A 15,492-nucleotide genomic window follows, 5' to 3' on the forward strand; every position below is an offset into this window, starting at 1 on the left:
TACATAGTAATATTTGTTTCTCAAGAATGGACTATTCCTTTTTTAGAGCAGGTCTACAAAGGAAATTCCTGAGATGTTTTACCTTTATCTATCTTATCTTTTTTCAATTATTTTAGCAAGTTTGACCACTCACTAAATGGACTATTTTCTATCGGTAAATCGTTGCGAGGACCGAACAACTGTTGCTTTTCTAAACCATCAAAAAAGAGGGAGACTAGAACGAAAGTGAAGAAGTTTCATTCCAGTCCCACCCCAAAGTATTCTACTATAATGATTGATACAAGTCGTTGTAGCGTTGACTAGCTGTATCCCAAGAGAAATCGCGCGTCATGGCTTGCTCTTGCAACCCACGCCAAGCTTCTTGATCATTCGTATAAACACCCAAAGCTTCATCAACTGCCCAATTCAACCAATACCCTGATAAATTGTTGAAACTAAATCCGGTTCCACTGCCATCATAAGCGTTATATGGTTGAACAGTATCCCGAAGCCCACCAACTTCATGGACTAGCGGAAGCGTTCCATAACGCATGGCCATCATTTGAGAAAGTCCACATGGTTCGAAGCGGCTTGGCATCAAAAAGACATCCGAAGCGGCATAAATTTCTTGCGCTAATTGAACATCAAACAAAATATTGGCAGAAAGTTTATCCGGATAGGCTTGGCCAAACCATGCAAAGGCATTTTCAAAGCCAGGATCTCCCGTTCCCAATAAAACGATTTGAATATCTTTTTGCAAGAGTTGATGCAATCCTTCAACGACCACATCAAAACCTTTTTGGCGTGTCAAACGAGAAACAATCCCAAACAGAGGAACATCATCCCGTACAGGTAATCCAACGCGCTCTTGAAGGGCCCGTTTGCTCTCTGCTTTTCCTGATAAATCGTCTTTGCTAAAATGATAGGTTAAGAGTGGATCTGTTTCCGGATCATAAAGATCTGCATCAATTCCATTGACAATACCTGTCAGTTTTCCAGATTCCATCCGCAAGATTTGATCCAGACCACAACCATACTCAGGGGTCATAATCTCGTAAGAATAACTAGGAGAAACCGTCGTAACACGATCCGCATACAAGATACCAGCCTTCATCCAATTGAGACAGTCTTTCCAACGAAGTGTGCCATCTTCATAACGTTCAAAGCCTACACCAAACAGATCCCACAACATACCTGGATCAAATTGCCCTTGGAATTCCAAATTGTGGATGGTTAAAACAGATTTAATACCATTGTAAGCTTGAATCCAACGGTATTTTTCTTTCAGAAGGAATGGAATCATGGCCGTATGATAATCATGCGCATGCACAACATCTGGAATAAAATCCACTCGCTCCATCATCTCGAGAGCTGCCAATTGGAAATAGGCGAAGCGTTCTCCATCATCGAAATCACCATAAACATGGCCTCTGAAGAAATATTTTTGGTTATCAATGAAATAGAAGGTAACACCATCTCTAAAGATACGCTTAACCCCAACGTATTCACTTCTCCAACCAACCTTGGTTTCAAAATGCAAGACATCTTCGATTTGATCCCCAAATTTGGTATCTACCATATCATAGTAGGGAAGAACCACACGAACATCGTGCCCACTTTTAGCTAGTGATTTGGGAAGAGCTCCAATTACATCACCCAAACCACCTGTTTTTGAAAATGGAGCCCCTTCAGCTGCGACAAATAATAGTTTCATTAGACAATATCCTCTGTAACAATTGTTCCTTTTTGAACCACTACAGGTGCTTCTAGACTACCACGAATCGTCACACCAGCAGCGACTTCAACACCCTTATCAAGAATTGCATGTTCAACAATGGCATTTTCACGAACCACAACACCTGGGAAGAGTATACTACTACGAACCTCTGAACCTTGATGTAAGTAGACACGACGCGAAACGACAGAGTTTTCTACCCTACCTTCTACGATACTACCTGATGCAAATTGAGAGGTCTTAATATTTGAAGTTTTTGCGTAATAGGTTGGCTCTTCATTTTTCACCTTTGTATAAACTTTTTGATTTGGAGAGAAGAGTTTGATGAAATTTTGTGTTTCCAACATATCCAAATTTGAACGATAATAAGACTCTACAGAATGAACATTGGCTAAGTAACCTGTATATTCAAAGGCAAAGGCATTGTATTCTACCGCCAACTCGCGTAAGATGTAGCGCAATTTTTGCGGATATTCTTTTTTCGCTTCTTCCTCAATCTTTTCGATCAACCAAGGCGTATCCACAATAAAGATATCTGTCGACATATTGTAGACTTCTTTTGCATCTTTGCTATCAAAGAGTTTTTGACTGATGACATGGTCTGATTCATCAATTTCCAAGACAGAATTGACTTCTGAAATATCTTTTGAAGGCAATTTTTTATAGACCACCGTGATCGGACGATCGACCGTATTGTGCAAATGGAAGACCTGATTGAGATCAATATTTACTAAGACATCACAGTTCAAAGCAACTGTTTGGTCGGAGCCAGACCGTCTCAGATAAGTCAATAATTGTTGGTAGTATTCTGGTCCTACCGTTGTATTTTCAACTGGAGTATTATAGATTCCAAGGTAATAGTGACTCAGCAAAGTAGACAAGCCCCATTCACGACCAGAACGAATATGGTCAAAGACTGAGCTGATATTCTCTTGTTGGAAGATTCCAAAAACGCTCCGAATTCCTGCATTGGCAAGACTTGACAACGGGAAGTCAATCAAACGGTATTTCCCACCAAAAGGCAAAGAGGCAACCGGACGATGGCTAGTTAAAGTGGACATATCATGATACCCAACTGTATTTCCTAGAATGGCTGAATATTTATCAATCTTCATCTGTAACTACCCCCACTTTTTCATTGTAACCGATAACTTGTACTTCCTCTGTACCATCAATCACGACACCATCCGCAATGACAGCACCCTCACCAATAATCGCACGTTTGACAACTGCACCTTTACCGATAATGGCATTGCTCATCACGACAGAGTCTTCTACAACAGCGCCTTCACGGATCTGAGCTTCTGTAGATAAGATGGAATGTTTCACCGTACCATCTACCAAGCAACCATCGACGACCAGAGAGTCTTCAACATGCCCATTTTCACCAAAGAAGTTTGGTGGAGAAATGAGGTTACGTGAATAGATTTTCCAGTGACGATCACGACTATCCAAAGCATTATTTGGATCAATGTATTCCATATTGGCTTCCCAAAGAGATTCAATGGTCCCAACGTCCTTCCAATACCCATTGAATTCATAGGCATAAACGCTTTCACCTGATTCAAGATAAGTTGGAATGACATTTTTACCAAAGTCTGACATATCGATATCGCTCTTTTCAGCAGCAACCAGCATATTGCGCAAACGAGCCCAGTCAAAAATGTAAATTCCCATGGATGCTTTGGTTGATTTTGGTTCTGCTGGTTTTTCTTCAAACTCAACAATCCGATTGTTGGCATCTGTATTCATGATTCCAAAACGGCTAGCTTCCTTCAATGGTACATCCAAAACGGCTACTGTCAAACTAGCATTGTTATCTTTGTGAGATTGAAGCATGTCATCGTAGTCCATCTTGTAGATATGGTCTCCAGAAAGGATGAGAACATATTCCGGATTGATGCTATCGATATAGTCGATATTTTGGAAGATTGCATGGCTAGTTCCTTCAAACCAACGATTTCCTTCACTAGCAGAATAGGGTTGTAGGATAGAAACCCCTGTATTGATCCCATCTAAGCCCCAGCTCGAACCATTTCCAATGTGGCTATTTAGTGCGAGCGGTTGGTATTGTGTAATAACTCCGACATTATGAATACCTGAATTGGCACAATTTGATAAAGCAAAATCGATAATGCGATAGCGTCCACCAAATTGAACCGCAGGTTTTGCAATGTTTTGAGTTAATTTCCCAAGACGTGTTCCTTGCCCACCGGCAAGAATTAAAGCAAGCATTTCATTCTTCATTGACTTCTTCCTCTTTATAAAGCCTAGACTCCTATAGAGTCAACCAATTAACCTATTTATCAGATGTTTTTGATTTCGTCGTACGCAACTTTCTCTTCACCTTCCAAATGCTGGCACCCAATGCCGGTAAGGTAAAGGTCAAAGTTTGCTGATAATCCTTCCACAGCCCTTCTTGAGACTGAACTGTCGGATTGGTTTCTTTCCAAACGCCTCCCCATTCTTCTAATTCCGTATTCCAAATCTCTTCGTAAACAGCAGGAATTGGAACACCAATCGTAAAGTCCTTGCGTTCAATTGGAGCCATATTAAAGACACAGATCAAAAATTCACCTTTGCGAGTTTTCCGAATGAGCGAAAGTACACTTTGATCGCGATTGTCCGCATCAATAATTTCTAAGCCCTCAAAGCTCTCATCAATTTCCCACAATTCCTTGTGATCTTTATATAATTGATTCAGCTGCGAAGTAAAATGGCGCATCTTCGCATTCATTTCATCTTCAAGATTACTCCATTCGAGTTGCTCTTCTGATTTCCACTCTAAAAACTGACCGAATTCAGATCCCATAAAGAGTAACTTCTTACCTGGATGGCAAACCTGGTAGGTCAAGAGATTGCGAAGACCTGAAAATTGATTGTAGCGGTCTCCCCACATCTTATGCATCATACTCTTCTTTCCGTGAACCACTTCATCGTGAGAAAAAGGTAGCAAGAAGTGTTCAGAAAAGGCATACATAAAACTGAAGGTTACCAGATTAAAATCATACTTACGGTAGATTGGATCTTCCTCATAGAATTTGAGAATGTCATTCATCCACCCCATATTCCATTTATAGTCAAAGCCCAAGCCCCCTTCTTCTTCAGGACCCGTAATTTTTTGACCAGCCGAGCTTTCCTCAGCAATCATCATAACATCTGGGTGGTCTTGCTTGATAATTGCATTTAGGCGTCGTAAGAAGTGGACCCCTTCATAATTCAAATTTCCCCCGTCAATATTTGGCACCCATGGTCCGCTATCATAATCGAGATACAACATGTTGCTGACCGCATCCACACGAATACCATCTAAATGATAGGTTTCGATCCAGAACTTGAGGCTAGAAATCAAGAAGGATTGCACTTGATTTTTCCCCAAATCAAAGTTCAAGGCTCCCCAACCATAGTTGTGGGCCCGATGTTCATCTTGATATTCAAAGGTTGGTGTCCCATCATAATAAGCCAAGGCATCGTCATTGATAATGAAATGACCAGGCACCCAGTCCACAATGACCCCAATATTGTTCAGATGGCATTCTTCCACAAAATCTTGAAATTCTTCCGGACTACCGTAGGTATGTTCCAGGGCAAAGTAACCCATCAACTGGTAACCCCAGCTAAGGCCTAGTGGGTGAGCCATTACCGGCATAAACTCCACATGCGTATAGTTCATTTCAACCAGATAAGGAATCAATTCTTCCTTTAACTGGGTAAAACTATAGGGACTATGGTCTTCGTTGCGTTTCCACGATCCTGCGTGAACCTCATAAATGCTAACCGGTCTCTCTTTAAAGCCCAGTTTTTTACGACGGGCTCTCCAAAGACCATCTTTCCATTTTTTCTCAGGAATCTCTTTAATAATGGAGCCTGTATGAGGGCGCTTTTCCATCCAAAGAGCCACCGGATCAATTTTCAGGATTTGCTGGCCATTGTTTCGAGTGACAAGATATTTGTAGATATCTCCTTCCTTGGCATCTGGGCAAAAGGCTTCCCAAACCCCCCCTTCGTTTTTCACCATGGGAAGTTTACGATCCTCCCAATCAGTGAAATCGCCGACCACATGCACGGCTTGGGCATTGGGGGCCCAAACACGGAAGGTGTATCCTTCTTGATCTTCGATGATCTCCTTGTGAGCTCCTAGGTACTCTTGAAGTTGAAAGTTGTCCCCTCTTCCAAAAGTCCATAAGTCTGTACTTCTATCCATGTACTTACTCCTTTATGTTTTTGAAAGCGTTTTCTGCTTGATTTAATTTTACTATAAAACTGTTAAATTTTCAAGATGATTCTGTCAAATTCATATGAAATATTCAGGAAACTTTTATTATTTTTTCCTACCGAATAGTTTCTTTTCATTTATTCCTATTTTCTGAAGATTATATACTATTATACTAAATTTTTCTAGTTTTTGAAAGTTAAAACCGAACTTTCATATGACGAGATTTATCACTAATTAGTTAAAAACGAATATTACCCTACATTTTGCTTTAAATAATGGAAGAAAATTTTTCAAAAAAAGAGGCTGGGACAAAAGTCCTAGCCTCTCAATTGTTTTTGGATTATCGAGCAAGACGCAGTGGTTGAGTGGGCTCTACTACGCTGATTTCATCAGCTTTTACAGCCCTACTCAACTGTGCGGAGGTGGGACGACGAAATCGAATTCTAACGAATGACCGATTTCTGTCCCACTCTCTTGATTGATTCTTAGTCAACGTTTACGTATTCTTTTGAAAGTTCAAGAACTTCTTCCATTGTTGAACATTCAGTAAGAGCACGGTTAGCGTATTCTTTCATCTTAGCTGTGTCCAATTTCTTCATCAAGCTACGTGTACGAAGTACTGAAGTAGCTGACATGGAGAACTCATCCAAGCCCATTCCGACAAGAAGCGGAACAGCTGTTTGGTCACCAGCCATTTCACCACACATACCCGCCCATTTACCTTCAGCATGCGCCGCTTTGATCACGTTATTAATCAAACGAAGAATTGATGGGTTATATGGTTGGTAAAGGTATGAAACTTGTTCATTCATACGGTCAGCAGCCATTGTGTATTGGATAAGATCATTTGTACCAATTGAGAAGAAATCAACTTCTTTCGCGAATTGGTCTGCAAGCATAGCTGCAGCTGGAATTTCAATCATGATACCAACTTGGATATCATCTGCAACTGCAACACCTTCCGCAAGCAATTTAGCCTTTTCTTCTTCAAGGATACCTTTTGCAGTACGGAACTCTTTCAACAAAGCAACCATTGGGAACATGATCCGTAATTTACCGTGAACAGATGCACGAAGCAAAGCACGCAATTGTGTACGGAACATTTGATTACCCGTTTCAGAGATAGAAATACGCAAAGCACGGTAACCCAAGAATGGGTTCATTTCTTTAGGAAGATCGAAGTAAGGAAGTTCTTTATCCCCACCGATATCCATTGTACGAACGACAACAGGTTTACCGTTCATACCTTCAAGAACTGCTTTGTATGCTTCGTATTGATCATCTTCAGTTGGGAAGTCTTGAGAGTCCATGTACAAAAATTCTGTCCGGTAAAGGCCAACAGCTTCTGCACCATTTGCGTTGACCCCTTCAACATCTTTAGGAGTACCAATGTTAGCAGCCAACTCGAAGTGTTTGCCATCAGCTGTCACTGTTTGAGCATCTTTGAGGAGAGCCCATTCAGCTTTTTGTTTCGCATAAGCTTCACCAGCTGCTTTAAATGCTGCAATTTGTTCTTCAGTTGGGTTGATGACCACTTCGCCAGTGATTCCAGATACAGCCAACACATCACCGTCTTGTACCAAATCAGTAATATTGTTTGTACCAAGAACCGCTGCGATTTCGAGTGTACGAGCCATGATTGCTGAGTGACTGGTACGTCCACCGATGTTTGTCACAAAGGCTTTGACATACTTTTTGTTCAACTGAGCCGTATCAGATGGAGTTAAATCGTGTGCCACAACAATAGATTCTTCATCGATTGTTGCAGGATTCGGCAATTTTTTACCTAGCAAGCTAGCAAGGACACGTTTGGTAACGTCACGAATATCTGCCGCACGTTCTTGCATGTATGGATTGTCTTCCATCCCTTCAAAAATGGCGATAAACATATCAGTGACTTCTTTCAAGCCAGCTTCTGCGTTGATTTTTTTCGTACGAATGGTTTCTTTGATTTGGCCAACCATTTCAGGGTCAGCAAGAACCATCATATGCGCATCAAAAACTTGCGCTGCTTCTTCACCAAGGCTTGCTACTGCATTCTCCCGAATAAGAGAAAGCTCGTTCTGTGAAGCTTCAAGAGCTGCATCCAAACGAGCTTCTTCTGCACTTGTATCTTCGACTGAAACAGTCTCGAATGATAAGTCTGGTTGAATGAGCAAATATGCCTTAGCAACGGCAACACCATCAGATGCTGCGATTCCCTTAAGCATTTTTGTCATATTTAAGCCAATCCTTCTTTTGTCATTGTTTCTGAGATAGCAGCGATCGCATCATCTGCGTCTGCACCTTCAGCTGAGATCACAACATCTGCACCTTGACCAACACCAAGGCTCATAACACCCATGATTGATTTCAAGTTTACTGATTTACCTTTGTATTCAAGAGTGATATCTGAAGCGAATTTGCTAGCAGTTTGAACCAACAAAGTTGCTGGACGTGCGTGGATACCTGTTTCTGCCACAATGTGGAAATCTTTAGAAGCCATAATTGGACTCTCCTTTTTAAAAATAGTTTTGAGTTACCTTTTGATAACCCTTACAATTTGGTATTATATCATCTTTTGAAATTTTTTTCAAGATTTTTATCACTCACTTACAGAAAAAGCCTGCCAAAAATCGCAAGCCAGATACATTTTACTGAAATGAGCTTCAATGAATGAAAAAGTCATTGAATTTTCTACTATATTATAATCCAGTTATTTTCACTCTTTTCAAATAGTAAAAAGCTAGAAAACCACAGGATATTGATTCATCAAAAAATTATTCCTAATTAAAGATGCTTTAAAGCCTATTCCTATCCCTTTTTCAAGATTTTCCTACTTTTATCATACCACAACATATTGTGCTTTAAAAAGCCCTTTTTAGATCTTTGCACAATATTTAGTTAAAATTATTGACAAGTTGCTAGAATTTGTTTATACTGTTTACAGATTTATATTTCGATAGGAGAACGGAAAAAGAAATGGTAACCATTTACTCAAAAAATAATTGTGTACAATGCAAAATGACAAAGCGGTTTCTCGATAGCAACCATGTGGAATACCGTGAAATCAACTTGGATGAACAACCTGAATTCGTAGAGCACGTTAAGAGCCTTGGCTTCAATGCTGCTCCTGTTGTCCAAACACCAGATGATGTATTTTCAGGCTTTCAACCAGCTAAGTTGAAGAAACTTTCTTAATAAACACAGGATTTTGCTGAAATAGGGTCTAGCGTTAGCAACCTAACACTAGACTTTTTACTTGTAATTTAGAAATTAGAAAAGGATTATTATGGGATTAAAATCTCTTGAAGACGTGACGTATTTTCGTCTAAATAATGAAATCAACCGTCCGGTCAATGGCCAAATCATGCTTCATAAAGATAAGGAAGCCTTGGATGCCTTCTTTAAAGAAAATGTAGTGCCAAATACTTTGGCCTTTGATTCAATCACTGACAAGATTCAGTACCTTCTAGAGCATAATTACATTGAAAGAGCTTTCATCGAGAAGTACCGTCCAGAATTTTTGGAAGAATTGGCCCAATTTATCAAAGACCAACACTTCCAATTTAAGTCTTTCATGGCGGCTTATAAATTTTATAACCAGTACGCTTTGAAAACCAATGATGGGGATGCTTACCTTGAAAGTATGGAAGACCGGGTCTTCTTTAATGCTCTCTACTTCGCAGATGGAAATGAAACCATTGCCAAAGATATCGCAAATGAAATCATCCACCAACGTTACCAACCTGCCACTCCTTCTTTCTTAAATGCAGGTCGTGCTCGTCGTGGTGAATTGGTTTCTTGTTTCTTAATTCAAGTAACAGATGATATGAACTCGATCGGACGTTCCATCAACTCTGCCCTGCAACTTTCTCGTATCGGTGGGGGTGTTGGGATTTCCCTCAGCAACCTTCGTGAAGGTGGTGCACCCATCAAGGGCTATGAAGGTGCTGCTTCAGGTGTCGTTCCAGTTATGAAGTTGTTCGAAGATAGCTTCTCATACTCTAACCAATTGGGTCAACGTCAAGGTGCCGGAGTTGTTTACCTCAACGTCTTCCATCCAGACATCATCGCTTTCCTTTCAACTAAGAAAGAAAATGCCGATGAAAAAGTTCGTGTCAAGACGCTCTCACTAGGTGTTGTCGTTCCAGACAAATTCTATGAATTAGCGCGTAAAAATGAAGAGATGTACCTCTTCAGCCCATACTCTGTCGAACGCGAATACGGTGTGCCGTTCAACTACATCGACATTACTGAAAAATACGACGAATTAGTAGCAAATCCGAATATCCGCAAGACCAAGATCAAGGCGCGTGATTTGGAAACTGAAATTTCTAAATTGCAACAAGAATCCGGTTATCCATATGTCGTCAATATTGATACAGCCAACCGTGCAAATCCTGTTGATGGAAAAATCATCATGAGTAACTTGTGTTCTGAAATTCTCCAAGTTCAAGAGCCAAGTTTGATTAACGATGCTCAAGAATTCCTTCAAATGGGGACAGACGTTTCTTGTAACCTTGGTTCAACCAACGTGGTCAACATGATGACGTCACCTGACTTTGGCCGTTCGATTCGTGCCATGGTGCGTGCTTTGACCTTCGTTACAGATAGCTCCCATATTGTCGCGGTCCCTACGATTGATCATGGTAATAAACAAGCCCACACCTTCGGCCTTGGAGCCATGGGGCTTCACAGCTACCTTGCGCAACAATTGATTGAATATGGATCACCTGAGTCTGTTGAATTCACCAGCATCTACTTCATGCTCATGAATTACTGGACTCTCGTGGAATCAAACAACATCGCGCGTGAACGGGGCCTTACCTTCCACAACTTTGAAAAATCAGACTATGCTAGCGGCACTTACTTTGATAAGTATGTGACTGGAGAGTTTGTTCCAAAATCCGATCGTGTCAAAGAATTGTTCAAAGATATCTTTATTCCTAGCGCTGCTGACTGGGCTGAACTTCGTGATAAAGTAAAAGCAGATGGTCTTTACCACCAAAACCGCTTGGCAGTCGCACCAAATGGCTCTATCAGCTACATCAACGATGTGTCTGCTTCTATCCACCCCATCACACAACGGATCGAAGAACGCCAAGAAAAGAAAATTGGGAAGATCTACTACCCTGCAGCTGGTTTATCAACTGAAACCATTCCTTACTACACTTCTGCTTATGACATGGATATGCGAAAAGTAATCGATGTCTACGCGGCTGCAACTGAGCACGTAGACCAAGGACTTTCCCTCACACTCTTTATGCGCAGTGACATTCCAAAAGGTCTCTACGAATGGAAGAAAGAAAATAAACAAACGACACGTGACTTGTCCATCCTTCGCAACTACGCCTTTAACAAAGGAATCAAGTCCATCTACTACGTCCGTACCTTTACAGATGATGGTGGAGAAGTTGGTGCTAACCAATGTGAAAGCTGTGTCATCTAACAAATTATTAATAAGGAATTTTTATGAAAAAACATTTTTCACTACAACAATACTCTATTTGTTTATTATTAGAATCTGCAACTTTTTTATTCTTATTCAGATTAATTATTGGTTTAATTATCAAATTGAAACTACAAGCTACATTTCGTACTACCTTATTATTCTCAGTTTGTTTTTTAGGGTTGGTATACTTTGTCCTCAAGAGTATCTCACAAAAATACTCTAACAAACCTTATCTATCAATGCTTCCTGTTAGCTATTTACTCGGATTTTATCTGATTTATTTTAAGATGTTTCTAGATAATACAACTAAATTTTTTGATTATACCGAACAACTAGCTTTACTAACTTTGTTCTTTATTATTGTAAATACTATTGATAAGATTATCGATAATTTTCTAAAAAACTCCAAGGAGAAATAAACCTATGGAAACTTACTACAAAGCCATTAACTGGAATGCCATCGAAGATGTCATCGATAAATCCACTTGGGAAAAGCTGACGGAGCAATTTTGGCTCGATACTCGTATTCCGTTGTCAAACGACTTGGACGACTGGAGAAAGTTATCTCACAAAGAAAAAGACTTAGTTGGAAAAGTCTTTGGTGGATTGACTCTTCTAGATACCATGCAGTCTGAAACAGGTGTCAACGCCCTTCGCGCAGATATCCGTACCCCTCATGAAGAAGCAGTCTTTAATAACATCCAATTTATGGAATCTGTCCACGCTAAGTCCTACTCCTCTATCTTTTCTACCTTGAACACCAAGGCTGAAATTGAGGACATCTTTGAGTGGACCAACACCAATCCATATCTTCAGAAAAAAGCTGAAATCGTCAACGAAATCTATCTCCATGGTACGCCACTTGAAAAAAAAGTAGCCAGCGTCTTTCTTGAAACCTTCCTCTTCTACTCTGGTTTCTTCACACCGCTCTACTATCTTGGGAACAACAAGTTAGCTAACGTAGCTGAAATTATCAAGTTGATCATTCGAGACGAATCTGTTCACGGAACCTATATCGGCTACAAGTTCCAACTTGGATTTAACGAATTACCAGAAGACGAGCAAGAAAAACTCAAAGAATGGATGTACGACCTGCTCTACACCCTCTATGAGAATGAAGAAGGCTACACAGAGAGCCTCTATGACGGTGTGGGTTGGACAGAGGAGGTCAAGACCTTCCTTCGTTACAACGCCAATAAAGCCCTCATGAACCTGGGCCAAGATCCGCTTTTCCCTGACTCAGCAGATGATGTCAACCCAATCGTCATGAACGGAATCTCAACCGGAACATCCAACCACGACTTCTTCTCTCAAGTCGGAAATGGTTACCTTCTCGGTGAAGTAGAAGCCATGCAGGATGACGATTACAACTACGGATTATAAGAAGAAAAACCTTTCCAGACGGAGAGGTTTTTTTATTGCAATCTTATTCTGATTGGAGCTATTTCTTTTTTGAAAAAAGAGGTTGGATCAACATCCAACCTCTCTGATTCTTACAATTTACCTGCTACGACATCCAACAATTCTTGGATTTTCGCTTGGTCGCTTCCTCCTGCCATGGCCATGTCTGGTTTACCACCACCACGTCCGTCGACGATTGGAGCTAATTCTTTAACCAAGTTACCTGCATGTACCTCTTTTGTCTTGCTGGCTACAAGGATATTGACCTTGTCACCAATGGCCGCGACAAGAACAAGGATATCAGAGTAATCTTTTTGCTTCCAGTTATCCGCGAAGGTACGAAGGGCACCTGCATCAGATACAGAAACTTGACTTGCAATAAAGCGGTATCCGTTTGCTTCTTGAACATTCTTGAAGACATCACCTGCAGCTGCGGCTGCAGCTTTTTCCTTCAATTCTGCATTTTCTTTTTGAAGTTGTTTTACTTGTTCTTGGAGAGCTTCCACTTTATGAGGAACTTCCTTGAGTTGAGGTGCTTTAAGAGTTGCTGCAACTTCTTTCAACGCATCTTCCTGTTCACGGTAGGCCTCAAAGGCTTCTTTACCAGTTACTGCCAAGATACGACGAGTTCCTGAACCGATCCCTTCTTCTTTGACAATCTTGAAGAGACCAATTTCAGAAGTATTGCCGACATGGGTACCACCACAAAGCTCAATAGAATAGTCACCAATGGTTACAACACGAACATTTTTACCGTATTTTTCACCGAAGAGGGCCATTGCTCCCATTTCCTTAGCTGTATCAATATCGGTTTCAATTGTCTTGATTGCAATAGCTTCCCAGATTTTTTCATTGACTTGTTGTTCAATAGCACGTAATTCTTCAGGAGTTACGGCTTGGAAGTGAGTAAAGTCAAAACGGAGGAATTCTACTTCGTTGAGAGATCCTGCTTGAGTCGCATGATTTCCGAGAATGTTATGAAGAGCTGCATGAAGCAAGTGAGTTGCTGTATGGTTCTTCATGACGCGGTGACGACGATTGGTATCAATAGCCAAGGTATATTCTTGGTTCAAGGAAAGTGGTGCCAATACTTCAACGGTATGGAGTGGTTGACCATTTGGTGCTTTTTGAACGTCTGTAACATTTGCTACGACATTCCCTGCAGTATCCAAGATTTGACCATGGTCTGCTACTTGTCCACCCATTTCAGCGTAGAAAGGAGTTTCAGCAAAGATGAGGGAAGCAGTTCCTTCAGATACAGCTTCTACTTCTGTATTGTCCGCTACAATAGCTACCAACTTAGAAGACAATTGGCTAGCATTATAGTTAAAGTGACTTTCAACTGTAATATTTTGAAGAGTTTCGTTTTGCATGCCCATAGATCCGCCTTTGACAGCTGATGCACGCGCACGTTCTTGTTGTTCCTTCATAGCTGCTTCAAAACCGTCACGATCAATAGTCATACCAGCTTCTTCAGCGATTTCTTCTGTCAATTCAACTGGGAATCCATAAGTATCATAAAGTTTGAAGACGTCTTGTCCATCGATAACTGATTGACCTTTGGCCTTCAAGTCAGCTACGATACCTTGAGCAAAGTGTTGACCTGAGTGAAGGGTACGAGCAAATGACTCTTCTTCGCTCTTAACAATTTTTTCAATAAAGTCACGTTTTTCAAGCACTTCTGGGTAATAGCTTTCCATGATTTTTCCAACAGTTGGAACCAATTTGTAAAGGAAAGGTTCGTTGATACCCAATTTTTGGCCATGCATAGAAGCACGACGGAGGAGACGACGAAGGACATAGCCACGTCCTTCATTTCCTGGAAGAGCCCCATCACCAATCGCAAATGAAAGAGAACGGATGTGGTCTGCAATGACCTTGAAGCTCATATTGTCGCCATCTGGATCGTAGGTTTTACCAGACATCTTTTCCACTTCACGGATAATTGGCATGAAGAGGTCTGTTTCAAAGTTGGTCTTAGCTCCTTGAATCACGGCCACTAAACGTTCCAAACCTGCGCCCGTATCAATGTTCTTGTGAGGCAATTCCTTGTATTCACTACGAGGTACAGCAGGATCTGCGTTAAATTGTGACAAGACAATATTCCAGATTTCGATGTAACGGTCATTTTCGATATCTTCTGCAAGAAGACGAATACCGATATGATCTGGGTCAAAAGCTTCCCCACGGTCAAAGAAGATTTCAGTATCTGGTCCTGAAGGTCCTGCACCGATTTCCCAGAAGTTGTCTTCGATTGGGATCAAGTGACTTGGATCTACTCCAACTTCTACCCAGCGATTGTATGAATCCTTGTCATCTGGATAATAAGTCATATAGAGTTTGTCTTTAGGAAAGTCAAACCATTCTGGACTTGTCAAGAGTTCAAAAGCCCATGTGATGGCTTCATCACGGAAGTAATCACCGATAGAGAAATTTCCCAACATTTCAAACATGGTATGGTGACGCGCAGTCTTCCCTACGTTTTCGATATCGTTGGTACGGATGGCTTTTTGAGCATTGGTAATCCGTGGATTCTCAGGTTTAATGGTTCCATCAAAGTATTTCTTGAGGGTTGCAACCCCTGAGTTGATCCATAAAAGGGTTGGATCGTTAACTGGAACTAAGCTAACAGATGGCTCTACAGAATGTCCCTTGCTTGCCCAGAAATCAAGCCACATTTGGCGAATTTGTGCACTAGATAGTTGTTTCATATTTTTCTCCTAATTC

At 40.9% G+C, this 15,492-nt stretch carries 10 protein-coding genes; 3 read left to right on the top strand and 7 right to left on the bottom strand.

What is annotated here, in order from left to right; translation table 11 throughout:
• Nucleotides 1-265 precede the first annotated feature (265 nt).
• The 6 genes from glgA to HA044_RS03495 all read right to left on the bottom strand — a co-directional run bounded on the left by glgA (nucleotide 266) and on the right by HA044_RS03495 (nucleotide 8,415).
• The gene (gene glgA / locus HA044_RS03470) at nucleotides 266-1,693 is read right to left on the bottom strand and encodes a glycogen synthase GlgA (RefSeq protein ID WP_187539317.1); all 1,428 of its coding nucleotides are present in this window, start codon (nucleotides 1,691-1,693) and stop codon (nucleotides 266-268) included.
• On the bottom strand, nucleotides 1,693-2,829 hold the full coding sequence (gene glgD, locus HA044_RS03475; protein ID WP_187539319.1) for a glucose-1-phosphate adenylyltransferase subunit GlgD: 1,137 nt from the start codon (nucleotides 2,827-2,829) through the stop codon (nucleotides 1,693-1,695). The genes glgA and glgD overlap by 1 nt, the downstream gene beginning before the upstream one ends.
• The gene (locus HA044_RS03480; RefSeq protein WP_187539321.1) at nucleotides 2,819-3,961 is read right to left on the bottom strand and encodes a glucose-1-phosphate adenylyltransferase; all 1,143 of its coding nucleotides are present in this window, start codon (nucleotides 3,959-3,961) and stop codon (nucleotides 2,819-2,821) included. Before HA044_RS03480 ends, glgD begins: the two co-directional genes overlap by 11 nt.
• Before the next feature lie 52 nt (nucleotides 3,962-4,013).
• The gene (gene glgB / locus HA044_RS03485) at nucleotides 4,014-5,918 is read right to left on the bottom strand and encodes a 1,4-alpha-glucan branching protein GlgB (RefSeq protein ID WP_187539323.1); all 1,905 of its coding nucleotides are present in this window, start codon (nucleotides 5,916-5,918) and stop codon (nucleotides 4,014-4,016) included.
• A 497-nt stretch (nucleotides 5,919-6,415) separates the two neighbouring features.
• On the bottom strand, nucleotides 6,416-8,149 hold the full coding sequence (gene ptsP / locus HA044_RS03490; RefSeq protein ID WP_187539325.1) for a phosphoenolpyruvate--protein phosphotransferase: 1,734 nt from the start codon (nucleotides 8,147-8,149) through the stop codon (nucleotides 6,416-6,418).
• 2 nt (nucleotides 8,150-8,151) lie between these two features.
• Complete coding sequence (locus tag HA044_RS03495; RefSeq protein ID WP_003006411.1) at nucleotides 8,152-8,415, bottom strand: phosphocarrier protein HPr; 264 nt, start codon at nucleotides 8,413-8,415, stop codon at nucleotides 8,152-8,154.
• 476 nt (nucleotides 8,416-8,891) lie between these two features.
• Here HA044_RS03495 and nrdH point away from each other — a divergent pair, with 476 nt between their 5' ends.
• From nrdH to nrdF, 3 genes are all read left to right on the top strand, one after another.
• The gene (gene nrdH / locus HA044_RS03500) at nucleotides 8,892-9,110 is read left to right on the top strand and encodes a glutaredoxin-like protein NrdH (RefSeq protein WP_187539327.1); all 219 of its coding nucleotides are present in this window, start codon (nucleotides 8,892-8,894) and stop codon (nucleotides 9,108-9,110) included.
• Between the two features lie 91 nt (nucleotides 9,111-9,201).
• Nucleotides 9,202-11,361 (top strand): class 1b ribonucleoside-diphosphate reductase subunit alpha, encoded by a 2,160-nt coding sequence (nrdE, locus tag HA044_RS03505; protein ID WP_187539329.1) that lies wholly within the window; start codon nucleotides 9,202-9,204, stop codon nucleotides 11,359-11,361.
• 426 nt (nucleotides 11,362-11,787) lie between these two features.
• Nucleotides 11,788-12,747, top strand: a complete 960-nt coding sequence (gene nrdF / locus HA044_RS03510; protein ID WP_187539331.1) for a class 1b ribonucleoside-diphosphate reductase subunit beta — start codon at nucleotides 11,788-11,790, stop codon at nucleotides 12,745-12,747.
• Nucleotides 12,748-12,857: 110 nt separating this feature from the next.
• On the opposite strand, the gene alaS is transcribed toward nrdF, so the two are convergent.
• Nucleotides 12,858-15,476: an alanine--tRNA ligase gene (gene alaS, locus HA044_RS03515; protein WP_187539334.1), complete on the bottom strand. Its 2,619-nt coding sequence runs from the start codon at nucleotides 15,474-15,476 to the stop codon at nucleotides 12,858-12,860.
• Between the last annotated feature and the right edge of the window lie 16 nt (nucleotides 15,477-15,492).

It is taken from the genome of Streptococcus sp. IMAU 99161 (genome assembly GCF_014435245.1).
GTDB classification, from domain to species: Bacteria; Bacillota; Bacilli; order Lactobacillales; family Streptococcaceae; genus Streptococcus; species Streptococcus lactarius.